At 67.9% G+C, this 24,476-nt stretch carries 24 protein-coding genes; 18 read left to right on the top strand and 6 right to left on the bottom strand.

The window, feature by feature from the left end; genetic code table 11:
- Positions 1–2 precede the first annotated feature (2 nt).
- The 5 genes from EL337_RS04590 to EL337_RS04575 all read left to right on the top strand — a co-directional run bounded on the left by EL337_RS04590 (position 3) and on the right by EL337_RS04575 (position 4,926).
- Positions 3–761 carry a sulfite exporter TauE/SafE family protein gene (locus tag EL337_RS04590; RefSeq protein WP_048634090.1) on the top strand — a complete coding sequence of 253 codons (759 nt, stop codon included), beginning with the start codon at positions 3–5 and terminating at the stop codon, positions 759–761.
- A 127-nt stretch (positions 762–888) separates the two neighbouring features.
- Positions 889–2,016, top strand: coding sequence for a baeRF11 domain-containing protein (locus tag EL337_RS04585; RefSeq protein WP_275992867.1), 1,128 nt, complete (start codon positions 889–891; stop codon positions 2,014–2,016).
- Between the two features lie 172 nt (positions 2,017–2,188).
- Positions 2,189–3,553, top strand: coding sequence for a flavin monoamine oxidase family protein (locus EL337_RS04580; RefSeq protein ID WP_048634089.1), 1,365 nt, complete (start codon positions 2,189–2,191; stop codon positions 3,551–3,553).
- A 39-nt stretch (positions 3,554–3,592) separates the two neighbouring features.
- Positions 3,593–3,727 carry a hypothetical protein gene (locus EL337_RS29170; RefSeq protein ID WP_264035437.1) on the top strand — a complete coding sequence of 45 codons (135 nt, stop codon included), beginning with the start codon at positions 3,593–3,595 and terminating at the stop codon, positions 3,725–3,727.
- A 56-nt stretch (positions 3,728–3,783) separates the two neighbouring features.
- Positions 3,784–4,926 (top strand): NAD(P)/FAD-dependent oxidoreductase, encoded by a 1,143-nt coding sequence (locus EL337_RS04575; RefSeq protein ID WP_048634088.1) that lies wholly within the window; start codon positions 3,784–3,786, stop codon positions 4,924–4,926.
- Positions 4,927–4,942: 16 nt separating this feature from the next.
- Here EL337_RS04575 and EL337_RS04570 read toward each other — a convergent pair whose 3' ends face one another.
- Positions 4,943–5,689, bottom strand: a complete 747-nt coding sequence (locus EL337_RS04570) for an alpha/beta fold hydrolase (RefSeq protein WP_048634134.1) — start codon at positions 5,687–5,689, stop codon at positions 4,943–4,945.
- A 267-nt stretch (positions 5,690–5,956) separates the two neighbouring features.
- On the opposite strand from EL337_RS04570, the gene EL337_RS04565 reads away from it, so the two are divergent.
- The 6 genes from EL337_RS04565 (at position 5,957) to EL337_RS04540 (ending at position 14,289) form a co-directional block, all read left to right on the top strand.
- Positions 5,957–7,438: a DUF3375 domain-containing protein gene (locus tag EL337_RS04565; protein ID WP_048634087.1), complete on the top strand. Its 1,482-nt coding sequence runs from the start codon at positions 5,957–5,959 to the stop codon at positions 7,436–7,438.
- Positions 7,435–8,130, top strand: coding sequence for a DUF4194 domain-containing protein (locus tag EL337_RS04560; RefSeq protein ID WP_048634086.1), 696 nt, complete (start codon positions 7,435–7,437; stop codon positions 8,128–8,130). The genes EL337_RS04565 and EL337_RS04560 overlap by 4 nt, the downstream gene beginning before the upstream one ends.
- Positions 8,123–11,506 (top strand): ATP-binding protein, encoded by a 3,384-nt coding sequence (locus EL337_RS04555; RefSeq protein WP_048634085.1) that lies wholly within the window; start codon positions 8,123–8,125, stop codon positions 11,504–11,506. The genes EL337_RS04560 and EL337_RS04555 overlap by 8 nt, the downstream gene beginning before the upstream one ends.
- 110 nt (positions 11,507–11,616) lie before the next feature.
- Complete coding sequence (locus EL337_RS04550) at positions 11,617–12,312, top strand: hypothetical protein (RefSeq protein WP_197724178.1); 696 nt, start codon at positions 11,617–11,619, stop codon at positions 12,310–12,312.
- A gap of 76 nt (positions 12,313–12,388) precedes the next feature.
- Positions 12,389–13,135, top strand: a complete 747-nt coding sequence (locus EL337_RS04545) for a response regulator (RefSeq protein ID WP_370737195.1) — start codon at positions 12,389–12,391, stop codon at positions 13,133–13,135.
- The gene (locus tag EL337_RS04540) at positions 13,132–14,289 is read left to right on the top strand and encodes a sensor histidine kinase (RefSeq protein WP_048634082.1); all 1,158 of its coding nucleotides are present in this window, start codon (positions 13,132–13,134) and stop codon (positions 14,287–14,289) included. Before EL337_RS04545 ends, EL337_RS04540 begins: the two co-directional genes overlap by 4 nt.
- Here EL337_RS04540 and EL337_RS04535 read toward each other — a convergent pair.
- Positions 14,264–14,926, bottom strand: coding sequence for a DUF305 domain-containing protein (locus EL337_RS04535; protein WP_048634081.1), 663 nt, complete (start codon positions 14,924–14,926; stop codon positions 14,264–14,266). The genes EL337_RS04540 and EL337_RS04535 overlap by 26 nt on opposite strands.
- A gap of 189 nt (positions 14,927–15,115) precedes the next feature.
- Here EL337_RS04535 and EL337_RS04530 point away from each other — a divergent pair, with 189 nt between their 5' ends.
- On the top strand, positions 15,116–16,711 hold the full coding sequence (locus EL337_RS04530) for an MFS transporter (protein WP_048634133.1): 1,596 nt from the start codon (positions 15,116–15,118) through the stop codon (positions 16,709–16,711).
- A 3-nt stretch (positions 16,712–16,714) separates the two neighbouring features.
- Here the strand turns inward: EL337_RS04530 and EL337_RS04525 are convergent, their stop codons facing one another.
- Entirely contained in the window at positions 16,715–17,263 is a 549-nt protein-coding gene (locus EL337_RS04525; RefSeq protein WP_048634080.1) for a YceI family protein, read from the bottom strand.
- Between the two features lie 158 nt (positions 17,264–17,421).
- On the opposite strand from EL337_RS04525, the gene EL337_RS04520 reads away from it, so the two are divergent.
- Both EL337_RS04520 and EL337_RS04515 read left to right on the top strand, forming a co-directional pair.
- Positions 17,422–17,988 (top strand): TetR-like C-terminal domain-containing protein, encoded by a 567-nt coding sequence (locus tag EL337_RS04520; protein WP_048634079.1) that lies wholly within the window; start codon positions 17,422–17,424, stop codon positions 17,986–17,988.
- A 52-nt stretch (positions 17,989–18,040) separates the two neighbouring features.
- Entirely contained in the window at positions 18,041–18,727 is a 687-nt protein-coding gene (locus EL337_RS04515; RefSeq protein WP_048634132.1) for a haloacid dehalogenase type II, read from the top strand.
- 93 nt (positions 18,728–18,820) lie between these two features.
- On the opposite strand, the gene EL337_RS04510 is transcribed toward EL337_RS04515, so the two are convergent.
- The 3 genes from EL337_RS04510 to EL337_RS04500 form a co-directional block, all read right to left on the bottom strand.
- On the bottom strand, positions 18,821–19,210 hold the full coding sequence (locus EL337_RS04510) for a MerR family transcriptional regulator (protein WP_048634078.1): 390 nt from the start codon (positions 19,208–19,210) through the stop codon (positions 18,821–18,823).
- A 13-nt stretch (positions 19,211–19,223) separates the two neighbouring features.
- Positions 19,224–20,762 carry a SulP family inorganic anion transporter gene (locus EL337_RS04505; RefSeq protein WP_232786868.1) on the bottom strand — a complete coding sequence of 513 codons (1,539 nt, stop codon included), beginning with the start codon at positions 20,760–20,762 and terminating at the stop codon, positions 19,224–19,226.
- Between the two features lie 125 nt (positions 20,763–20,887).
- Positions 20,888–21,499, bottom strand: coding sequence for a TetR-like C-terminal domain-containing protein (locus EL337_RS04500; RefSeq protein WP_048634076.1), 612 nt, complete (start codon positions 21,497–21,499; stop codon positions 20,888–20,890).
- Between the two features lie 117 nt (positions 21,500–21,616).
- Between EL337_RS04500 and EL337_RS04495 the strand changes: the two genes are divergently transcribed.
- From EL337_RS04495 to EL337_RS04480, 4 genes are all read left to right on the top strand, one after another.
- A complete protein-coding gene (locus EL337_RS04495) occupies positions 21,617–22,099 on the top strand; it encodes a nuclear transport factor 2 family protein (RefSeq protein WP_048634075.1) in 483 nt (160 codons plus the stop codon).
- The gene (locus EL337_RS04490) at positions 22,092–22,940 is read left to right on the top strand and encodes an NAD(P)H-binding protein (protein ID WP_048634074.1); all 849 of its coding nucleotides are present in this window, start codon (positions 22,092–22,094) and stop codon (positions 22,938–22,940) included. Before EL337_RS04495 ends, EL337_RS04490 begins: the two co-directional genes overlap by 8 nt.
- A gap of 287 nt (positions 22,941–23,227) precedes the next feature.
- Positions 23,228–23,836, top strand: a complete 609-nt coding sequence (locus EL337_RS04485; RefSeq protein WP_048634073.1) for a TetR/AcrR family transcriptional regulator — start codon at positions 23,228–23,230, stop codon at positions 23,834–23,836.
- 60 nt (positions 23,837–23,896) lie between these two features.
- Positions 23,897–24,475 (top strand): TetR/AcrR family transcriptional regulator, encoded by a 579-nt coding sequence (locus EL337_RS04480; RefSeq protein ID WP_048634072.1) that lies wholly within the window; start codon positions 23,897–23,899, stop codon positions 24,473–24,475.
- Position 24,476: the final 1 nt, after the last annotated feature.

Below are 24,476 nucleotides of genomic sequence, written 5' to 3'. Positions count from 1 at the left end.
CTGTGCTGGAGATCGCGATCGTCATCCTGGCAGGGCTGGCGGCGGGCGGGATCAACGCCGTGGTGGGCTCGGGCACCCTAGTGACCTTCCCCGTGCTGATCGCGCTTGGCTATCCGCCGGTGGTCGCGACCATGAGCAACGCGATCGGTCTGGTGGCGGGAGGGGTCAGCGGCGCGTGGGGGTATCGGCGGGAGATCGCCGCCCAGCGACGGACCGTGATGGCCCTGCTGCCGGCGTCGGCCGCAGGCGCGCTGACGGGCTCCTTCCTGCTCCTGGCGCTGCCCGACGACACCTTCGAGGTCGTGGTTCCGGTGCTGCTCGTCGCGGCGCTCGGCCTGGTCGTCGTGCAACCGCGGCTGCAGAAGTGGGTGGCCAGGCGGCGTCCCGGCGCAGCGCCGGTGGTGAGTCCCGGGCTGGTCGTCGCGGTATACCTGGCCGGTGTCTACGGCGGGTACTTCGCTGCCGCACAGGGCGTTCTGTTGATGGGCGTGCTGGGGGTGCTCTTGGCGCAGGACCTTCAGATGTCCAACGGTCTGAAGAATCTTCTGGTCGGCGCGGTCAACCTGATAGCGGCGATCACGTACACGGTCGTGGCGTTCGACCGCATCGCGTGGACGGTGGCCGGCGCCGTCGCGGCGGGCGCGCTGGCCGGCGGCTGGCTGGGCGCCAAGTACGGTCGTCTGCTGAGCCCGGTCTGGCTGCGGGTCGTGATCGTGGCTCTGGGACTCACCGCGCTGCTCCGGATGGTCATGGCCGGCTGAACGGCACGTTTCGCTCATAGTGAACTATGCTGTTGGGCAACAGCGTTGACGACAATCGCGCGGCTGTCATCGGTTCCATACGGGAGGCTTCCCTACGGTGGAAGGCACACCCGACACAAAGGAGTGCATGGTGACGCGATACCAACTGCCCGATACGAACGACCTGCGCCGGCTCGGAGAACCGCACGAGATGGCCATCACGGTCTACGTGGAGACGCTGCCCGGACCCGATCAACGCACCAACAACCTGCTGACCGCCAAGAGCGCTGTCGACCGCATGTTGCGCGAGCTCCGAGAACGCGCCACCCCTCGCGGCGTTGAGCAGCGCCTGCGTGAGCGATGGGAAAAGATTGCGGAATCCGATGTCTGGCTGCGCCTTTCGCGCTCGCTAGCCATCTTCATCGCCGACGATTTTCACGAGGTGTACGTCCTGCCCAACGCTCTGCTCAACCAGTCGCAGTTGGGGGCGTACTTCGACATCGGCCAGTTGGTTCGGGCCGTCACCACACCGCAGGAAGCGTACGCGCTGACGTTGTCGGCCAACGGCTGGAATCTCTGGCACGCCACCGCCACGTCGCGCGCAGAAGAGATGACTCTGCTCGGCGACCACCCCACCGACGTCGCCGACGCGACCAACAGGGCGACCGTTCGTGACCGCGACCACGTGCGCCGGCTCGTCGGCGACGAAGGCAAGAAGGTGCTGCTGGAGACGTACGCGAGACGCGTGGCGGAGGCGGTCGAGGCCGAGCTGGGTCACGTCGATCCTGCCGCGCACACACCGCTCTTCGTGTTCGCATCCGACCCGATACTGAGCATCTACCGCGGACTGGACAGCAAGCACGAGATTATTCCGGTGCCCGGTGCGCCCGACTCGCTGCGACCCGATCAAGTCGACGACACCATCCGGGCGTCGCTGTCGGAGCTCAACACACGCCGCACCGATGCGCTGGTCGACACCATCGGCGACGGCGTCGCCCGTGGGCTGGTCGCCACCGACCTCGCAGACATCGCTCGCGCCGCGGTTGCCGGGGCGATCTCCACGCTGGTCTACGACTTCACCGTGGACGTCATCGGGCGGTTCAACGAGGCCAACGGTCGGGTGACCTACGGCAACGGCGGGTACGACCTGCTGTCGCGCATCGCGATCATGGTGCTCGACAGGGGCGGCGACGTGGTTGCGGTGCGTCCGGCCGAGGTCACCGCCGACATCTGGAACGGTACGGCGGTCGCCGCGCTCCGGTTCCCGCTGTCCTGACAGTTCCTGGCAGACAGTTCCCTGGTCAACGACCCCGCGGACCGCTATTGACACTGTGAACAACACGGTGCACGCTTGTCTATGGCAGCCATTCTCGCCCCCGAAATCGGCGGGGGCGCAACAGGTTTGCGCGCGACCGTAGGGCCCCGCGCCTGAGACCAGCGGGGCCGACATGGTGGACGTGGACTACTGCGTGGTGGGTGCGGGTTTCGCCGGGTTGAGCGCCGCGCTGCGCCTCAAGCAGGCCGGACATTCTGTGACGCTGTTGGAAGCCCGCGACCGGGTGGGCGGGCGCACATTCACCGAGACCCGCTCGGACGGTTCGTGGATCGACCGAGGCGGCGCGTGGATCGGTCCGGGGCAGGATCGGATCTACGCGTTGATGCAGGAATTCGGCATCCCGGAGTACAAACAGTACGCCGAGGGTCAGGCCATGATGTGCATCGACGGCAAGACGTACAGATACCACGGCACCATCCCGCTGACCATGAGTCCGTTCGCCGTCGCCAACATCGGTGCGGTGTTCCTCGAGCTCACCCAGATGTGCAAGTCCATCCCGGCGGACGCGCCGTGGAACGCGCCCAAGGCTAAGCACTGGGACAAACTGACATGGGCCAAGTGGGTCGAGGGCCACACGTTGTCCAAGCCCGCACGGCAGCTGCTGGAGTCCGCCGTCGCCGGGTTGTATACCTCGGCCGCCTCCGAGGTCTCGCTGCTGTTCGCGCTCTACCAGATGGCGTGCTCGGGTGGGCCGGGCTTCGTCCTCGGAGTGAAAGATGCCGCCGAGGACGCCCGGCCGGTCGGGGGCATGGGCGCGATCTACCGCGCGATCGCCGCCGAACTCGGCGACGCCGTCCACCCGTCTCAGCCCGTGCGCAGCATCACTCAGGACGCCGACAGCGTCAGCGTTCGCTCGGACGACATGGCGGTGCGGGCCCGTCGGGTCGTGGTCGCCGTACCGCTCTGCATCGCCTCGCAGATCATCTACGAGCCGCTGCTGTCGGTGGATCGTCACTTCCTGCACCAGCGCATGCCCAGCGGCGCGGTGTTCAAGATCGCAATGATCTACGACGAGCCCTGGTGGCGGGCCGACGGGCTGTCCGGCCAGTCGTTCGGGCCCGGCACGTTCGCCAACCTCACCATCGATTCCTGCACGGACACAGCAACATCCGGGATCCTGACAGCTATCACCGAAGGTCCCGACGCGCGACGGCTGTGCACGCTCGGCGCCGACGAACGGAGGCAGGCGATGCTGTCCGCGGTCGCCGAACGGTTCGGGGACAGAGCGCTGTCACCGATCGACTACGTCGAACAGAACTGGACCGTGGAGCGCTATTCCGGTGGTGGGATGATCTGCCACGCTCCACCCGGCGTGCTCACCGAGTTCGGACATGCGTTGCGCGAGCCGTGCGGACGGATTCACTGGGCCGGAACAGAATCGTCGGCACACATGTACGGATTCATCGACGGCGCCGTGCGCTCCGGCGAACGGGCGGCGCTCGAGGTCGTCGAACATGACGCCATGACGCACGTCTGATTCCGGTTGCCAGGCGGCCCGGCCGGGTACGCCGTAGTCATGACTGCACCTACCGAGCCGCCAGAACGCCTCACCCCGACCGAGGTGCCCGAGCGCCTCGTGCCCGACGACCTTCCCGATACCGCTCCGGGACCTGCCACCACGCCCGACCCGGGCCCGCCACAGCGGCGGTAACACCCACGGGCTGATGTCGCGGTGTGTACCCGGGCAGCGGTGGGTAGTCGGTGCGCATGAGTGACGCAGGCTTGATCGTGATAGGAAGTGGACCGGCCGGCATCGGCGCCGCGGAGGCGTTCCGCGCGCGCAGGCCCGACGCCCCGCTGCGGATCTTCACCGCCGACACCCAGCAGCCCTATCAGCGCCCGCCACTGAGCAAGGAGTTCCTGCGCGGCCACACCGACGACGTCGCGATGGACATCACGACACCACTCGCGACCGACCTGAGCACACCTGTCCAGCACATCGACTTGAGCAACCGGATTGTCACTGCAGGTGACGCCGAATACCGGTATGAGTCACTGGTGCTGGCGTCGGGGGCCAGTCCGGTACCGCTGCCGGTGCCGGGCGGCGACCAGGCCCTGCAGTTGCGATCCCTCGACGACGCCAAGCGCCTGCGCGAGGCGACCAACTCCGCGAAAACCGCCGTCGTGGTCGGGGCGGGATTCATCGGCTGCGAGGCCGCTGCTTCCTTTGCCGCACAGGGTCTTTCCGTGACTCTCGTGGCCCCGGACGAGGCGCCGCAGCAGAAACGGCTCGGCGACGAGGCGGGAAAGCAGCTCCTGCGGCTCGTCGAGGCCACCGGGGTGCGATTCATCGGAGGCACGAAGGTCACGTCTCTGCGCGACGGCTCTGTCCAGCTCGACGACGGCACGGTGCTCGATGCTGACCTGGTCCTCGCCGCGACGGGCGTCAGCCCCAACGCCGGATTGGCCGAGGCCGCCGGAATCACATTGCGGGACGGTCACATTCCGGTCGGCGCCGATATGAGCACCGGGTTCGACGGCGTATACGCGGCGGGCGACGTGGCATTCGCGGTCAATGCGGGGGCAGGCCGGGCGCTCGCCGTCGAGCACTGGCAGGACGCCGCAGACCAGGGCGAGATCGCCGGTGCGCGAGCCGCCGGCGACGACGACGCGACATGGTCCGGCGTTCCCGGCTTCTGGACCACGATCGGCGATACAGATGTCAAGTACCACGCCTGGGGAGACGGCTACCAGCGGAGCCGGCTGATCGAGCGGACCGGCGGATTCACCGTCTGGTACGAGTCCGACGGCGCCGTCGTGGGCGTGCTCACCTGCAACGCCGACGACGACTACGAGCAGGGCGAAGAGCTGATCACCGCGGGCAAGCCCGCCCCGGTACCGATGTCCTGAGCGACCCCTCGCACCCTCACTCCAGGGTGGCCCAGAATTCCGTCAGCGCCGCAGCTCCGCGCTGCGGATCTTCGAGCATCCACCAATGGCCTAGGCCCTCAAGCACTTCGGTACGCGCACCCGCCCGGTCGGCGGCGCGTCGCCGATTGTCACTCTGGCCGATGAAGGGGTCCGCGGTCGCCAACAGCGACAGCCCCGGTCGAGTCGCGGCCGACTCCAGCGCGCGGCCCGCGTCGGCCATCGCCGGCTGGGCCGCCGACCGGTACAACGCCAGGATCGCCGTGATCATGTCGTCGTTCTGATGTTCGGCCACGGCCGCCGCGACGTCCTCGGGAAAACCGAACGAGACCATCAGTTCCGTGCGTGCGGGCAGGCCGCCGCCGATCATGTTCTGCAGCATCTCCTCGCCCGCACCCGGGGTCTGCCACACCTGAGCCATGTCGTGCCAGACGTAGTCCTCGTCGAACAGCCCGACCACGTCGGTGGCCCAGCTACGGATCAGTTCGGGCCGGTGCATCACGACGTTGACGACGTGCCCGCCGCCCCAGTCGTGTCCGACCAGATCGACCGGGCCGTCGAGCTTCTCCAACTCGGCCTCCAGCCAATCGCGGTATTCCAGGAAGGTCGCGCCGAACCCGTCGGGCAGCGGGGCGCCGAAGCCGGGCGGCGACAGCAGCACCACATCGTCGCGGCCGAGCACCGCGAGCAACGGCCCCCAGATCGCGTCGGTCTCCGGATTGCCGTGTACGAACACCACCGTCATGACCGCCATCCTGACACGAGGACGTGAGGCTCCGCGAGCGTGCACACAGGGTCGTGGATCGCGCGGAATCACGACCGTGTGTGCACTCTGGCGACGGTCTCCTCAGCCCCAGAACGCACTGCAATCTCGCTGGTCACACCCGTCACATACACCGTCGGGAAGCCTCGCGACACTCCCGTCCCCCAACCCGGTGATGTCCCCGCCGTGGCCTATGTTGGGGCGTCGGCGAACCGGCACGGGCACGATGAACACAGAGCAAGGGGTCAGGTGGACGACAACGCGACGCTGTCGGCGGCCACCCTGCTCGAACTCAATCGCGACCTGCAGGGCTCGCCTGCGATCCGGTTGCTGGCCACCAGCAACCTCGGCCTTTACGCCACGTTGATGGAGCGTCACCTGTCCGGCGGCGTCACCCCCGAGACCGAGCTCGTCGTGCACCTGGAGCGCGACCTCGACGACCTCGACGACGCGCAGTCCGGACTCGCGCTGATCAAGTCCTGGGCCAGCCAAGGCTGGCTGCACCGCATCGTCGACCCACGCAGCGACCAGAACGTCTGCTACCTCACCCAGGATGCGCGGCGCGCACTCGATCTCGTACGAGGTATGCGCCGCAACGACACCATCGCCACCGGCGGCTCCATCAACGGCATCGCCTCCCGGCTCAAGCACGTCGCCCTGAAGGTCGGCACCGACCCGGCCCGGATCCGCAAAAGCATCGAGGCCGAGATCGAGGCGCTGCACGCCGAGCTCGACGAACTCGACAAGGGCGAACGTCCCCGGACCGACGTCGACCTCACCGACTCCTACGACGAAGCCCGCGCCATCGCCCTGCAGATGGAGCGGCTGATCACCGACATCGGCCAGTACGCCACCATGATCGAGCAGGCCACCGCCGCCCTCGACGAACCGATCGACAGCAACGTCGAGTACCGCGACCGGCAGCGCCAGATGTACGCCGACTACCAGGCCGCGTGGGACTCCCAGGGCCGCGACAGCCACCGCGCGTTCCTGCGGATGATCAACGACCCCGACCAGCGTGCCGAGTTCGAGGCCGACGTGGCCGCGGTCGCGGGCGCCCTGCCCGGTCTTGACCCGGAGCTGCGCAAGGTGATGGCGGGGTTCTTCGAGCTGGTGGGCTACCAGATCGACGAGGTGGAACGCATCCAGCAGCGGTGTGCGCAGCGCGTCAAACGGTTCACCGCCTTCGGCACGCTGGAGCAGAGCCGCGGCGTGGCGCGCCAGCTCAACGAGGCCATCGGCGCGGCGCGCGCCCTGCTGAGGACCAGCCTCATCGACTCGCGCATCGACCTCGAGCTTCCCCTGGCCCGCCACGCGATCACCTCCGTCGGCGCGCTGAGCTTCAAGATCGGCGACCTGTCCAGCCCCAAGCCGGCCGCAGCCGCCGCAGGCACGCTCGACCTCGCCAGCTTCTCCGCACTGACCACCCAGGTGGACGCGCCCGCGATGTCGGACATGCTCAACGCCGCGGTGTCCAAGGCCCCGGTGTCGCTGCCGGAGGCGGTCGAGATGCTCGGCCGTTCAGGACAGGGGGCCTACCTCGGGCATGTGATCGTGCTGTGGTCCTGGGCGCTCAAGCAGCAGCAACCGCAGGCATCCGAAAACGACGCCGAGCCAGGCGATTCGGTGACCGTCCGATTCCGCTCCCTCGACGGCACAGACCGCGAGATCGCCGTCCCCGACCTGATGTTCACCGAACCGATCACCACCCTTGCTGGAGTTGCACAGTGACCGCCGAGATAGACGCCGACCTCGCCGCGTTTTCCGAACTGCCGCAGGTCGACCAGAACGCCCGTCCCCCGCACCAGCGCAGGCCACGGTTCGACGGCGACGTCTCCGAGCTCCCCGACCGTGCCTGCTGGGCGCTGCAGCACCTGCTGACACGCCGCTACATCAGCGCCGAGACCGACAGCGACATCTACGCCTGGGTGCTGGAGTACCGCGCCCAACTGAGCACCCGGCTCTCCGAACTGGACCTGCTGCTGCGCATCGTCGACAGCTCCGACGTCGCGTACGTCGAACAGGCCCGCTACGAGTCGGCACGGGGGATGAAGCTTCTCCGCCGCGAGCCACTGGGCACCTACGACTCGATCCTGGCGCTGCACCTGGCGCAGATGATGCGGGCCGCAGGCGGACAGAGCGTGCTGATCAGTCGCGAGGAGATGCACGGCCTGTTCTCCGGCGTGCTCAACGAAACCGACCGCGACGCCGTCACATTCGCGGGCCGCGTCGACGGTGCCATCGCGCGGCTGACCGGCTTGGAGATCCTGCGCAGGAGCCGTGACGACGAGGACAGCTACACCATCAGCCCGGTGATCACAGCAGTCATGACGGCCAGCGTGATCACCGAGTTGCAGCAGCAGTTCGAGCTGCTGCTCACCGGGGGCGCCCCCGCCGGCGAGGAGGTCGAGCTCGATGACTGAACAGTTCCACCTGTCCCGGCTGCAGGTCATCAACTGGGGTGTGTTCGACGGTTACCACTCGATCCCGTTCAGTGCGGGCGGCGCGCTGATCGCCGGTGCCTCAGGTAGCGGGAAATCCTCACTGCTGGATGCGATTTCACTGGGGTTCCTGCCGTTCAACCGGCGCAACTTCAACGCCTCCGGCGACAACACCGCAGCGGGTTCCAGCGCCGGGCGGCGCACCGTCGACAAGTATGTGCGCGGGGCCTGGGGCCAGCGCAGCGACGGTGGCACCAGCCGGGTGATGTACCTACGCGGGGACGGCACCGCCTGGTCGGCGGTGGCGGTCACCTACGCCGGCGACTCCGGACGCACCGTGACGGGCCTGGTGCTCAAGTGGCTGACCGGCGAGTCCCGGGCCGACTCCTCGAGCCGGTTCGTGCTGGGCGACGGCGATCTCGACATCGAGGAGATCTGCAACCGCTGGGCGGCAGGGCGTTTCGATACGGGCGTGTTCAAGGATGACCGGGGCGACGGGAAAAGTCTGGGCTGGCGGTTCACCACCAAGGTCGAGTCGCAGTACCTGGCTCAGCTGTACGCCACCATCGGGATCCGCGCATCGGATGCCGCCCAGCAGCTGCTGGGCAAGGCGAAATCGCTGAAAAGCGTTGGCGGGCTGGAACAGTTCGTCCGTGAGTTCATGCTGGACGAGCCGGAGAGCCTGGGCCGGCTGCCGGAGGCGCTCAAGCAGATCGACCCGCTGGTGGAGGCCCGCGAGCTGCTGGCGGTCGCACAGCGCAAACGCAAGATCCTCGGCGACATCGAGAAGATCCAGCAGCGCTACGCCTCCGAGTCCACGGATCTCGGCATCATCGACCTGGTGGACCTGCCCATGGTGCGGGCCTACACCGACCACGTACGGCTGGCCCAGTGCCCGGCGCAGGTCGGCCAGCTCGACACCACCATCGACCAACTCGAGAACGAATACGAAGACGTCACCCGCTCACTGAATCTGGCCAAGGCCGAGGCAGATTCGCTCAACGCTCAGATCAGCGGATCCAGCGCCAACATCGCCCCGCTGCAGTCACAGGTGACCGCCGCCGAGACCGAGGCCGAGCAGGTCGAGCGCCGGCGCGCCGCCTACGAGGACATGCTGTCCGCCCAGGATCTCGAGGTCCCCGACACCGCAGAGGAATTCTGGAATCTGCGCGAAGAGTTGCTGGGCCAGGCCACCGAGCTGCTGGCCAAGGTGGAACGCAACCGGGAGGCGTCCACCGACGCCGAGTACGCACAGAAGGCCGCGCGCATCACCCGCGACGACGCCGCCAAGGAGCTCAAGCGGGTCGAACACGTGGGCTCCGCGCTGCCCGAGTTCGCGTTGCTCATGCGTGAACAGATCTGCGGCGCCGTCGGTCTGGACGCGGCCGACCTGCCCTACATCGCGGAGCTGATGGACCTCAAGCCGGATCAGACCCGCTGGCGCACCGCGGTGGAGAAGGTGCTGCGCGGCGTCGGCCTGCGACTGATGGTGCCCGATCAGCACTGGACGAAGGTGCTGGCTTTCGTCAACGAGACGAACATGCGGGGCAGACTGCAGCTGCACCATGTCCGCGCGAAGTTCCTCGGCGCGACACCGGTGGAACCGGAGCCGAACACGTTGGCGGGCAAGCTCTTCGCCGTCGATCCCCGGCACCCTTGCGCGGCCGAGGCGGTCGACGTCGTCACCGGTGCCGGCGATCACCTCTGCGTCGACAGCCCGGACGTGTTCGCGCGGTTCCGCCGCGCGGTCACCGATACCGGTCTCTACAAGGACTCCGACCGCCTGGCCATCAAGGACGACCGCAGCCCGCTCAAGCAGTCCGACTACCTGTACCAGGGCGACGTGTCGGCGAAGATCAACGCCCTCACGGTGGACCTGGCGGCCGCCGAGGAGGCCTATCAGAAGGCACGGCGCGTCGCCGACGACATCGCGGCGCAACGCCAGCAGTGGCGCGACCGGGCAGGAGCGTGCAAGGCCATCTGCGAACAGTTCCCGCAGTGGAGCCAGATCGACACCGAGACCGCCGACGGTCACGCCGACCGGCTGCGCGAGCAGTACGAGCTGCTGCTGGCCGACCATCCCGACATCGAGGCGCTCAACGGCCGCGCGGACGAATGCTGGTCGCAGATCCAGAAATTCATGACCAGGCGCGGGGCCATCCAGACCCGTCGCGATGATCTCGATCAGCGGCGGACCAGGCTGCTGGAGCTCTCCGAGCGGCTGGAGCCGGCGTTCGTCTCGGAGCCGCTGACGGAGTTGCTGCACCGGTACGCGGGCCAGGTGCCGGTGAGCCTGGAGCTGCTCGACCCCGAACCGCACCGCGACGCGTTGTTCACTGCGATCAAGAAGGAACGCGAGCAGCTGCGGGAGAGCAGGCGCCGGTCCTACGACGAACTGGCGCGCATCCTGAACACGTTCGACACGGCATTCCCCGACGCGGTGCCCAACGACTCGGACAACTTCGACGAGCGGGTACACGACTATGTGGCCCTGTGCCGGCACATCGACGAACGGGAGCTGCCGGAAGCCTACGAGCGGATGATGCGCCTGGTCACCGAGCAGGCTCCGGACGCGATCCTCACGCTGCACCGGGTGGCCGAGCAGGAGACGCGCCGCATCAGCGACCAGATCGACCGCGTCAACACCGGTTTGGGGGCGGTGGAGTTCAACCGCGGCACCCGGCTGACACTGCGCGCCACCCCGCGCAGCCTGACCGCGGTGGCCGAGCTGACCGAGATCGTGCGGGCCATCTCGCGGCGCATCGCCGAAGTGGGCCTGGGCGACAAGCAGGCGATCCTTGATCAGTACGCCGACATCCTGCGGCTGCGTAACCGGCTGGCGTCGACGGCGCCGGAGGATAAGGCGTGGACGCGCGACGCCCTGGATGTGCGCAACCGCTTCACGTTCGACTGCGCGGAGTGGGACGTCGCCTCCGAGGAGCTGATCCGGACCCACAGCAACGCCGGGGACAACTCCGGTGGCGAGCAGGAGAAGCTGATGGCGTTCTGCCTGGCCGGTGCGCTGAGCTTCAACCTTGCCAGCCCCGAAAGTGGGGACAACCGGCCGGTTTTCGCGCAGCTGATGCTGGATGAGGCGTTCAGCAAGTCCGATCCGCAGTTCGCGCAGCAGGCACTGCAGGCGTTCCGTAAGTTCGGCTTCCAGCTGGTGATCGTGGCGACGGTGCAGAATGCGACCACCATTCAGCCGTATATCGACAGCGTGGTGATGGTCAGCAAGACAGAGGCGACGGGACGCAACGCACGCCCGGTCGCGACCATCGCCACCCGGACCATCTCGGAGTTCGGTGAGCTGCGCCGGGAGATGCGGGCGAGCGCGAGGGTGCCCGCGGGGGTGTGATATGTCGCGGTGGACAGGGTGATGTGCCGCGGTGACGGGGGTATCTCGGTCAGGTGGCGATGTGATGTCACCTGGTCACTATCGCGCCGCGCGCTGCCATCATCGGACGCGTGACACCCAGACCCGCCTTCACGACGGACAGCAGGCTCGCCGGACGCTTGGCAGCGTTGGCGTCGCTCGGCGCGGCGGTGATCCACTTCGCGGTCGTCCCGACGCACTGGCAGGAGTGGATTCTGTCGGGCCTGTTCTTCGTCTTCCTCGCGCTCTTCCAGCTCACCTGGGCGGCCCTGGTGCTGTCGCGGCCCACCGCGCCGGTGCTCGCCGCCGGAATCATGATCAACGGGGGTGCCATCGCGCTCTGGGCGTTGTCGCGGACCGCAGGCGCACCGTTCGGCCCGCACGGCGGAACCGCCGAGCTGATCCAGGCCGCGGATCTGTGCGCACTACTTCTTCAGGTCTACGTCATCATGGGAGCCGGCTGGGTGTGGCACCGCGGCTATCGCGGAGCGCCGATACCCGCACACGCCACGGCGCTCATCGCCGTCGGTGCCGTCGCCGTCGTGGCGCTGGCGTCGACGGTCGGCGTCGCGTCGGGCATGCGGCACGGCCATCACGGGCCCGCCGTCGCGGACGTGGATCATCACGGGCCGGGCACCGACCACCACGAGCCGCATCCCGCCCCCGCGTCACCGCGGGTCGTCACGGTTGTCGATGCGCCTGCCACACCGGCGCCACTCGTTGCCCCGTTGCCCGCGGCGGTGCCGGCGGACGCCGGCCACGGCGACCACGGCGACCACGCCCACTGACGCGGCCCCCGCCACACCGACGGCCCATGTGGCCAGTCGGACGCCACGCGGGTTTTCAGCGGGCACCATGAATGTCATGGAGAACCCGACCGTGTCGCCGTCCGAGGGTGCGCGAGGTTACCGCGCGCTGGTGGTGGACGACGAGGTGCCGCTGGCCGAGGTGGTGGCCAGCTATCTGGAGCGAGAGCACTTCGAGGCGATCGTCGCCAACAACGGCGTCGACGCCATCGCGGTCGCGCGTGAACTCGACCCCGACGTCGTCATCCTCGATCTGGGCCTGCCCGGCATCGACGGTTTGGAGGTGTGCAGACAACTGCGGACGTTCTCCGACGCCTACGTCGTGATGCTCACCGCCCGTGACACCGAGATGGACACCGTCCTCGGTCTGACTGTCGGCGCCGACGACTACGTCACCAAGCCGTTCAGCCCGCGTGAATTGGTAGCCCGCATCCGGGCCATGCTTCGCCGGCCCCGCCTGGCGCCGACCCCCGCGGCGTCGGCCGCGCACGAGACGGCGCCACCGCGGTGCGTCGGCCCACTGAGCATCGATGTCGCCGCACGCGAGGTGCGTATCGACGGTGATCCCATCCTGTTGACGCGCACGGAGTTCGACATCCTCGATGTGCTGTCGGCGCATCCCGGCATGGTGTTGAGCCGGCGCCAGCTTCTGGAAACCATCCGTGACGGCGCCTGGGTCGGCAACGAACACCTCATCGATGTGCACATCGGGCACCTGCGGCGAAAGCTCGGTGACGACGCCGCGCAGCCGCGCTACATCCTCACGGTGCGCGGCGTCGGATACCGGATGGGGCCGGGCCGATGACCACCACGTCGGCGGCACAGGTATCCCGGCGGTGGCGACGGTCCGGCATCGGGCCGCGACTGCTCGCCGCCCAGGCCATCGTCCTGGCGGCGGGCGCGGCCACGACCTCGGTGGTGGCCGCCCTCGTCGGGCCACCGCTCTTCCGCGAACACCTGGACCGGGCGGGGGTGCCGATGCACTCCCTGGAACAGCTCCACGCCGAGGAGGCCTACGCCTATGCGACGGTCATCTCCATCGGTGGCGCACTGGCAGTGTCGGCTCTGGCGGCGCTGGCGGTCAGCTGGTACGTGAGTCGCCGTCTGCAGCAATCACTCACCGAGGTGGCCTCGGCGGCGACGGCCGTCACCGAGGGCCACTACGACGTCCGGGTGTCGCCACCGCACCTCGGCCAGGATTTCGACACGCTGGCCTTGGCCTTCAATCAGATGGCGGCCCGGCTGCAAGCGGTCGAATCGACACGGCAGCAACTGTTCAGCGACCTGGCGCACGAGATCCGCACACCGGTCGCCGTGCTGGAGGCCTACATCGAAGCCCTCGAAGACGGGGTGCGCACCCTCACACCGCAGACCGCGGCGATGCTGCGCGATCAGACCCGACGGCTGGTCCGCTTCTCCGAGGACGTCGCCGCCCTGGCGAAGGCCGAAGAGAGCGCAGTGGCAATGGCTTACGCGTCCGTCGACGTGGATCGTCTGATCCGTCGGTGCGCCGCGGTCGCCCAGGAACGTTACGACGCGAAGGACGTCACCCTCGACGTACGGGTGCCGGAGGGCCTGCCACCGTTGTGGGCCGACGAGCAGAGACTGTCTCAGGTGCTGGGCAATCTTCTCGACAATGCTCTGCGGCACACCGCTTCTGGCGATTCGGTGCGGGTCGAGTGCCACCGCGACGGAGATCACCTGGCCATCGTCGTCGCCGACAGCGGAGACGGCATCGCCGCCGAGCACCTCCCCCGGGTGTTCGAACGGTTCTACCGGGCCGACGCCGCGCGGGACCGTGACCACGGCGGGGCCGGGATCGGGCTCGCGATAGCCAAGGCGCTCGTGGAAGCCCACGGCGGCAGCATCGTCGCGACAAGTGCCGGACCGGGCAGCGGCTCGGCGTTCACGCTCACGTTGCCGACGACGCGCGTCACTTCTCCAGCAGGCCCTTCATAGTGACGATCTCCTCCTGCTGCGTGGTGACGATCGATCGCGCGAGGTCGACCGTCGCCGGGAACTGCCCGGTGTCGATCTCCTGCTGGGCCATGGTGATCGCACCCTCGTGATGTTCGATCATCTGGGACAGGAACAACCGCCCGGCTTCGTCGCCCTGGGCGTTCTGCAACGCCGTCATGTCGGCCGCCGACATCATGCCGTGACCCGCCATTCCGGGCATTTCATCCATGTCGCCGCCGGGCATGGTGTGCCCCGGCATGTCGTGGCCGGGCATCCCGCCGCCGGGCATGCCCGGCATTCCCCACTCCTGCAGCCAGCTCTGCATCTGCTCGATCTCCGGGCCCTGGGCGTTCTTGATCGCCGTGGCCAATTCCCGTATCTGAGGGTCGATGCCCTGCTTGCCGAGCAGCATGTCGCTCATCTCGATGGCCTGCTGATGGTGGGGAATCATCATCCGGGCGAACATCACATCGGCCTGGTTGTGCGTGGCCTCGGCGCCGGTACCGGTTTGCGTGGTCGCCGGAGCCGCCGCGGTGCTCGACGACGCCTCGGTCTGGCTGTCCGTCGAACAGGCACCGAGCACCAGGACCACCACACCCGCCGCCACGAGCCCCAGCGCGTGATTTCTCTGCCGCATCGCAGTTCCTTCCTGACTTGGCGGTGGCATCACGTGCCCGATGGCACGGTGCACCCACCCCGCCTCACCAGCCTGTCGTGTCGGCGTATGGGGCTGTTCAGCATCCGATGAAGATTCGATAAAGGAGGTGCACCCACACCGCGATCTCGATGCACCTGCCCGCCTACAGTGGACAGCCAGGGGGTGGCGATGACTTCGACGCAGTCGGTCTCGACGTGGGCGCCGCTGCGATCGCCGGTCTTCCGCGCGCTGTGGATCGCGCAGTTCGTGTCCAACCTCGGCACCTGGATGCAGACCGTCGGGGCGCAGTGGATGCTCGTCGGCGATCCCCGCGCGGCCGTGCTGGTGCCGCTGGTACAGACCGCGACGACGCTGCCGGTGATGCTGCTGGCCCTGCCGTCCGGCGTGCTGGCCGACCTCATCGACCGACGTCGGCTGCTGATCGCCACCCAGGGCGCGATGGCCGCCGGCGTCGGCCTGCTCGCATCCCTGACCGGCGCCGGCCTGACCACCCCGGCGGTGCTGTTGATGCTGTTGTTCGTCATCGGCTGCGGGCAGGCGCTCACCGCACCGGCCTGGCAGGCGATCCAGCCCGATCTTGTTCCTGCTGAGCAGATTCCGGCTGCGGCGGCACTGGGCAGCATGAGCATGAACGGGGCACGTGCCATCGGACCGGCCATCGCCGGTGCGCTGGTGTCCTTGACGGGCCCGACCCTGGTCTTTGCGCTGAACGCCGTCTCCTTCGTCGGGATCGTGTGCGTGCTGATCTGGTGGCGACGTCCCGCCGTCGAGGACAACTACCCGCCCGAGCGCGCGCTGGCAGCGCTGAACGCGGGCGGACGATTCATCCGCAGCTCGCCGATCGTGCGGCGGATCCTCCTGCGCACGGCACTGTTCATCGCACCGGCCAGCGCGCTGTGGGGCCTGCTCCCGGTGATCGCCAAAGATCAACTCGGGCTCTCGTCGTCGGGATACGGGCTGCTGCTCGGGGCACTGGGAGTCGGCGCCGTCTGCGGCGCGTTCCTGTTGTCACGCCTGCGGTCTCGCTTCGGTCAGAACACCTTACTGACCGTCGGCGCGGCCGGCTTCGCCGTTGCCACCGCGGTGCTGGCGCTGGTGCACAGTTTCGGCATCGTGCTGGTGGCCCTGGTGATCGGCGGCGCGGCATGGCTGCTGACGCTGTCGACGCTGAACGCCGCGATGCAACTGAGCCTGCCGGCCTGGGTGCGCGCCCGCGGGTTGTCGGTGTACCAGTTGGTCTTCATGGGCGGTCAGGCGTTGGGATCACTGCTGTGGGGCTTGGTCGCCGGCGCCACCACCAGTGTCACCAGCCTGTTGGTGAGCATGGCCCTGCTGCTGGTCTGCGCCGTGTCGTCGCTGTTCTGGCCGTTGCACGCCAACACCGGGAATCTCGACCTGTCACCGTCGACGCACTGGCCGGAGCCCACCCTGGTGTTCGAACCCGAGCCGCTCGACGGCCCGGTCCTGGTACTCACCTCCTACCGCGTCATGCCGGAGGATGAGGAGGCGTTCCTGGCGGCCATGGCCGTGCTCGGACGGTCACGCCAACGCACCGGAGCGTCACAGTGGCGCCTGTTCCGCAGCGTGGAATCCGAGTCGACCTTCGTCGAGACGTTCATCGTGCGGTCCTGGGGTGAGCACATGCACCAGCACTACACCCGCCTCACGGGGCAGGATCTGCTCATCGAACAGGCCGTCGAGCGCCACACCCAGGGCGACCCGGTGTCCCGGCACTACCTGGCGGTGCACGATCCGCTGCGGTGACCGTCAGCCGTCCTTGGCGCGCTCCGCGGCGAACGAGACCGCCACGACGTCGGCGACCTTCACGGCGCCCATCATCATCGAGTAGGGCTTCACCCCGAAGTCGGCCTGGGAGACCTCGGCCTCACACGACATCCGCCAGGCGCCCCCGGCGTCCTCCACATGCAGGTCGATCACCTGCTCGCGGACGGTGCCGTGGATCTCCAGCGTGCCGATCAGGCGATAGCCGCCAGCCGTCTCCTCCACGGAGTCTGTTCGAAAGCGAATGTGCGGGAAGCGCTTTGCATCGAGACACTTGAGGGCATTCGACCGTGCCAGCGCCTTCTCCGGGCCGGACAATCCCGTCACGCCGCCCTCGCCCCGCTGCACCTGGAGGGAGTCCACGTCCACCGTCAGCTCGACGGACACGGGTCGGCCGGAGAGCCACCGCACGGTGGCCGTCCAGTCCATCGCGATGGTCAGCCGGTGGCCCATCTTCGCCGCCGGGCCCGCTACGCCGGTGGTCAGCAGCAGCTGCCCGTCCGGGATGCCCAGCTCCCACGCCGTGTCGGCCATGGACCGAATCTATCGGGTGGCGCCGGTGTGACGCACCCGGTCGCTGTCGGCCGCCGGAGATAAACAATGATGTTTCTGAAAAGCCGGTATCACCGGCGCTATGTGTGCGGGCAGATCCCGCGGCTGTGGCATCGTTGACTGGGACCGCGGGGAGAACCATGACCGTTGAACACTCACTTACCGACGACGACCAACACCGTGTGGTCGCGGCGGTGCATGACGAGCTGGCCCGGTGGGGGATCGACCGATTCGACATCGGGGCCATGGCCCACCGCCACGGCCTGGATGCCGACGCGATCCTGCGCCGCTGGCGCGATCCGGAGCTGCTGATCCTCGACGCTCTGGCTCAGCGGCCCGGCGACACGGCTCCCCCGGACACCGGCTCGCTGCGCAGTGACCTGTTCTACCTGGCCGTGCGGATGGCCGCCATGGTGACCTCGGAGTCCGGGCGCAAGCTGCACGGCGGACATCTGATCAGCGACATCCGCTACGGCGGCGTCGAGATCCGGCAGTCGGCCTGGCGAGCCCGCGCAGCCACGCTCGCCGTGGTCTTCGACCGCGCCCGCGAGCGAGGTGAGATGCGCGACGACGTCGACTACCGGACGGTTCTGGAGCTGTTGTTCGCACCCATCAACATGCGCGCGATGTACACCGGCGAGCTGGTGGACGACGCCTACTGCCAGACCGTCGCCGACCTGGTCTACTGCGCCGTGTCGACGTCCTGAGCCGTCGGTGACGGAGTCAGCGGGAGAGCGCCGCGAACGGGTGAGTGCCCGACTGACGCCGCCGGCCGGCCGGGTGCTGGTGTTCGATGTCAACGAGACGCTGCTCGATATCGAGTCGCTGACACCGATGTTCGACGACATCTTCGGCGACCCGGCGTCGATGCGCGAATGGTTCGCCCAGCTCGTCCTGTACTCGATGACGCTGACGCTCTCGGGTTCCTACCTCGACTTCTTCAGCCTCGGACGCGCTGTGTTGCACATGCTGGCCGACGTCCGCGGCGTCACGATCAGCGACTATGAGCGTGAGCGGTTGTCGCTGGCCATGTCCACGATGCCGGCCCATCCGGACGTGGAAGAGGGTCTTCAGTCGTTGCGGGAGAACGGGTTTCGGCTGGTAACCCTGACCAACTCGCCGACAGGTACAGGCGGGCCGAGCCCGATCGACACCGCGGGGCTCGGCGACTACTTCGAGAGGCAGTTCAGCGTCGATCCCTGCCGCGCGTTCAAACCGGAGCCGACCGTCTATCAGCAGGTGTTCCGGGATCTGGCGGTGCAACCGGCGGACTGCATCATGGTGGCCGCGCACTGCTGGGACACCCTCGGCGCACAAGCCACCGGTATGCGCGGCGCTCTCATCACCCGACCGGGCAACGCCGCCCTCAGGGCCGCACACATCCCGCAGCCGGACATCGTCGCCCCTGACCTTCGCGACCTCGCCCGCCAACTCGCCGCCACGTAACCTCTGACGAGCCCCCGAGTGCACGGATTCTGATGGCTCTCAGCCGGTTTCCTTCAGAAACCGTGCGTTCGCGGCGCGTGGGCGCCACATCGGTCAGCTGCCGTACCGCGCCAGTTGCTCGGTCAGCTCCCGCGCATAGCCGAGCTGCTTGGCCAGTGTCTTACACGCGTCCTGGGCGCGGGTGTGGCACACCGCCAGATACGCTGTGGCCTGGTCGCGTTCGGTATCGGTGGCCTCGGTGGAAGACAGAACATCCAGTGCCTCAAGCAGATTGCGCATCTCGTCGAGAGTGAACCCCAGCGGCTTCATCCGGCGGATGGCGATCAGCCGTCCCACGTCGTCGGCAGTGTAGAGGCGGAAACCCCCGGCAGAGCGCGCCGACGGCGTCACCACCCCGACATCGTCGTAGTGCCGGATCGTCTTGATGGACAGCTCGGTCCGCGCGGCGACTTCGCCGATCTGGAGCAACTCCGCATCGCCCACCGGTACCCCTTCCCTAGTGCGCGCTCAGCTGCCCACTGAGCCGCGCATGTCGCTCCGCGCTGCTGTCGTTCATCCCGATGATGGTGACAGTCTTACCCTTCGCAGCGTATTTGGTGGTGACGGCATCCAGGGCGGCCACCGTGGACGCGTCCCAGATGTGGGCGCCGGTCACGTCGATGACGACGTTGTCGGGGTCGCCCGCGTAGTCGAATTGGTAGACAAGGTCGTTACTGGAGGCAAAGAACAATTCGCCCGTGACGACGTAGCGGCGGGTGTTCTCGTCGCTGCCGGCCACCGGCTTCACCTCGGTGAAGTGCGCGACGCGGCGTGCGAACAGCACCATGGCCGCCAAGGTGCCGACGGCCACGCCGTAGGCCAGGTTGTCGGTCGCAACGGTGATCGCGACGGTCGAGAGCATCACGAACGTTTCACTCTTGGGCATGCGGCGCAACGTCTTCGGATGGACACTGTGCCAGTCCAACGTCGCGACCGACACCATGACCATGACGGCGACCAGTGCCGCCATCGGGATCAGGGCGACGACGTCGCCGAGTCCCACGACGAGGCCGAGCAGGAACACACCGGCCAGGAAGGTGGAGATGCGCGTGCGGGCGCCGCTGACTTTGACGTTGATCATGGTCTGGCCGATCATCGCGCACCCGCCCATACCGCCGAAGAAGCCCGTCACGACGTTGGCGACGCCCTGGCCGACGGCCTCGCGAGACTTGTTGGAGTGGGTGTCGGTGATGTCGTCGACGAGTTTGGCGGTCATCAGCGACTCCAGCAGGCCCACGACAGCCATCGCCAATGCGTACGGCGCGATGATGCGCACGGTCTCGAGCGTCAGCGGCACGTCCGGGATGAGCAGCGACGGCAGGCTCGACGGCAGACGCCCTTCGTCGCCGACGTCGGGCACCGACCACCCGAAGCCGACGGCGGCCGCGGTCAGCACGACGATCGCCACCAGCGGGCCGGGGATCGCCGTCGTCAGCTTCGGCAACGCGACGATGACCAGGATGCCGACAGCGACCATCGGATACACCAGCCACGGCACCCCGAGCAGGTGCGGGACCTGCGACAGGAAGATGAGGATGGCCAGGGCGTTGACGAAGCCGACCATGACGCTGCGCGGGACGAACCGCATCAGCCGGGCCACGCCGAGACCGCCGAGCACCAGTTGCAGCACGCCGCCCAGGATCACCGCGGCGATCAGGTAGTCGAGACCGTGGCTCTTCACCAGGGGCGCGATCACCAGCGCGATCGCTCCGGTGGCGGCGGAGATCATGGCGGGTCTGCCGCCGACGATCGCGATGGTCACGGCCATGGTGAACGACGCGAAGAGCCCGACGCGGGGGTCGACGCCGGCGATGATGGAGAACGAGATCGCTTCAGGAATCAGGGCGAGCGCGACCACCAGGCCGGCCAGCACTTCGGTGCGCAGGCGGCGCGGAGATCGTAGGGCGGCAAGGACGGACTGCTCCTGCGCAGGTGTGGCAGTTGCGGGCACCAAGGCTCCTCTCGCGTCACGCGAACATAATCGAGCGCGCGACATTGCGCGAAAGATAGTGCGGGAAAGGCTAATTCACCGACAAGTGACAGCCAGTTGCGGCGTCGGCCTAACTCTACCCCTACGGGAGGGTTGCGACGCAAATCCTGTGGCGGACCTCACCGCCGGCTTCACCCCGCGTCGAAACGCTCGACGCCCAGCGCGTGCAGCACGGAGTCGACCACCCGGTCGAGGAATTGCGGGGTGGTGTCCTGCCGACGTCCGCAGATGCGCCAGAAGATCGGGGCCGCAACCAGATCCAGCGCGTATTCCACGTCGACGTCCGGGCTCAACTCGCCGCGGTCTATTGCCGCTCCGATCACCAGATGTCCGTATTCGCGCCGCGACACGGCGATTCGCGCGGTGAGCGCCGCCGCGAGGTCGGTGTTGCGCTTGGCCTCCGCAAGCAGGTCCGGCAGGATGCGCGACATCAGCGGGTCGCTGAGCCAGTCGTTCACCCCGTGCACCAGGTCCGCGATATCGGCGGGCAGAGCCCCGGAGCTGGTGGACTTGCCCGCAGGCAGGCTGATGCTCGTCACCGCGTCGAGAACCATGTCCTGCTTGGACGGCCAACGGCGGTACAGCGCGGCCTTGCCGGCCCGGGCCCGGCGTGCGACACCGTCCATCGAGAGCTTTCCATAACCGACGGCGGCCAACTCGTCGAGAACAGCCCCGAGGATCCCGTCGGTCACGTCGGATCGCAACGCGGCCCTGGCCGACCGGGACGGAGTCACCTCAGCCATGGCCGCACCCTAACAACTCGGCGGTCGCCGTCGCCGCTTGCGGACGTCGTCTCCATCGGGGAATACTATCGCGAGACGGAACCGTTCCGTTTCGTAGAGGAAAGGACGGAGAACCCGATGACCCACGATGTCCAACAACACGATGACCACGGTGGCCAACGCCGAGCCCGAGCCGATGGCGTGATCGACGCATTGCTGGACAGCCTGCGGCGCAACGATATGCGCGCCTTCGCCGATCAGTGGGCACCCGCCGGGGGGATGGAGTTCCCCTTCGCGCCGCCCGGCTACCGCATCCTGCGCAGCCGCGACGACGTCTGGGACTACGTCAAGGACTATTCGAGCTCGGTCCGCATCGACGAGATCATCGAGCACAAGCGGCACCACACCCTGAACCCCGGCACGGTGATCCTGGAATTCTCCGCGAAAGGTGTTGCCGTGCAGACCGGTGACGACTACCGCATGGACTACATCGCGGTGATCTCGATCGGGCCCGACGGCATCGACCACTACCGGGACTACTGGAACTCACTGGCCGCGGCCGCGCTGATGGGCGGCCCCGAGGCCATGATGTCGGGGTTCGGACCGGCCGCCGATGAGTGACGGCTGGGTTCTGGTCACCGGCGCGACCGGCAAGACAGGCACCCACGTCGTCTCCGGGCTCCGTCGCCTCGGCCACGCCGTACGTGCGGCGACGCGGCGACCCGCCGCCGGTGACGGTGACGCCGTGCCCTTCGACTGGGCCGACCACACCACCTTTCCCGCTGCGCTCGCCGATGTCCGCGCCATCTACCTCGTCGCCCCTGCCGGAGTCGCCGACCCGCTACCCCTGGTGCGGCCGTTCCTCGAGCTGGCCGCAGCCGGCGGCGTGCGTCGCGTAGTGCAGCTGAGCTCGTCAGCGGTCGCACGGGGAGAACCCGCCCTCGGCCAGATCCATGACGCCGTCGCCGACCTGTCCGACGAGTACACCGTGCTGCGGCCGTCATGGTTCATGCAGAACTTCGTCGGCGAGCATCTCCTGGCCGAGGGGATCAGACGCAACCGTGAGCTGACGACAGCCACCGGTGACGGCCGGCTCGGTTTCATCGACGCCGCCGACATCGCTGCCGTCGCCGTGCAGGCCCTGGTGTCACGCGCGCCCATCGCCGAGGAGCTGGTCCTCACCGGACCCGAAGCACTGTCCTATCCGCAGGCCGCGGCAATCGTCGCGGAGGTCATCGGCGGACCCGTCACCCACGTGGACCTGACAACCGCCGAACTGACGACGCGACTGGTGGAGTCCGGCCTGCCGCCGGACTTCGCGCCCGGGCTGGCCGCCCTCGACGAGCGCATCCGGCGGGGCGAGCAGGATTTCGTCACCACCGCGGTCCGCGACGTCACCGGTCGAGCGCCGACCTCGCTACGCGATTTCCTCACCCGCCACGCGGAGCTCCTCACGCCCTAACGGGAGTCGACGACGTCGGCTCTGGCGAACCATCCTCCCCCATCCGGTGACACCAGAGCCCGACGCGTCCCTCGGCCCAGGCGTCGCGCCACCCCTCGCTGCGCGCGCCTGGGCGACTCCGCACAAGCGGAGCCGGGAAAATCTTACATAAACGATGATGTTCTCGGTAAACATTGCAGTTCACATTCGGCGGCAGCCGCAGTTCGTCGCGATCTCAGCTGTTTCCTCCGCGCTCTATACTTCGGCAGACCAGCAACGGTGGGTGCCGCGACACAAGGAGGCCACGAATGGCCAAGCGGCTTGCGTCGGGACGCCATCAACTCACCCGCGACGAGGTCGCCGCCCACCAGAAGCAACGACTGTTCAAGGCGCTGGGTGCCGTGATGGGCGTGAAGGGGTACAGCAGCACCACCGTCGACGACCTGATCAAGAACGCGGGAGTGTCCCGGGCGACCTTCTACCAGCACTTCGAGTCCAAACAGGACTGCTTCATGGCCGGCTACGCCCGGATGCAGGGCCACATCATCGACGCCATCGGGCGGGCGCCGACCACCGGGACGCCGATGCAGCGCTTCAGCACGATGCTCGATCAGTATCTGGGCTTCATGTCGATGGACCCGCCGACCGCCCGCCTCTACCTGGTCGAGGTGTACTCGGCAGGCCCCGAGGCGATGACCCGACGATTCGAGCTCCAGCAGGAGTTCGTCGCCGGCGTCGCGAAACTGTTCAATGCGCGTAGCCAGGCCGACCGTTTCGCCTGCAAGGCCCTGGTCGCGGCCATCTCGTCGCTGGTGATCGGCGCTTTGACCGACGGCAGGCCCGAGGACTTCCTCGCGCTGAAGAAGCCGGTGCTGACGTTCGCCGAACGTGCGATGGGGCCCGCCGCCCAGCCGTGACCCGCAAAAAGTCACAGGGATATTTGCTCGTCGTGGCAGCCGATGCGCCACACTTGACCGGTGCCAGCGTCCGCCACGTCCCCGAGCCTGCGGGAGCGCAAGAAAGCCCGGACCCGTCTGGCGATCCGGCAGGAAGCGTTCCGGCTCTTCGACCAGCAGGGTTACGCCAACACCACGATCGACCAGATCGCGCATGCCGCGGACGTGTCACCGCGCACCCTCTACCGCTACTTCGGCGTCAAGGAAGCGTTGCTGGTTTCCGACGATCACACCACGCCGATTGTCGAGGCCTTCGCGAACGCACCCCGCGAGCTGTCCATCGTCGCCGCCTATCGGCATGCGCTCACCGAGGTGTTCGGTGCCCTGACCCCGGAAGAGCGGGAGAACTCCATCGCCGGGCAGCGGATGCTGTACCAGGTCCCCGAGGCCCGCGGGCTCATCTATGCCGAGTACATCCGGCTGATCGATCTGCTGACCGCTGCGCTCGCGAGGCGCCCTGACGCGCCGAACACGGAGATGGAGCGACGGGTGGTCGCCGCGGCGATCGTCGGCGTACTGATGACTGTCTCCCATGACAGCCCGCTCCCCGAGGATGCGCTGCAACGGGCGCTCACTATCCTCGACGCGAAGCTGCGCTGAA

This window comes from Mycolicibacterium aurum, assembly GCF_900637195.1.
GTDB classification, from domain to species: Bacteria; Actinomycetota; Actinomycetes; order Mycobacteriales; family Mycobacteriaceae; genus Mycobacterium; species Mycobacterium aurum.
This window is presented reverse-complemented; position numbering and strand designations above follow the sequence as displayed.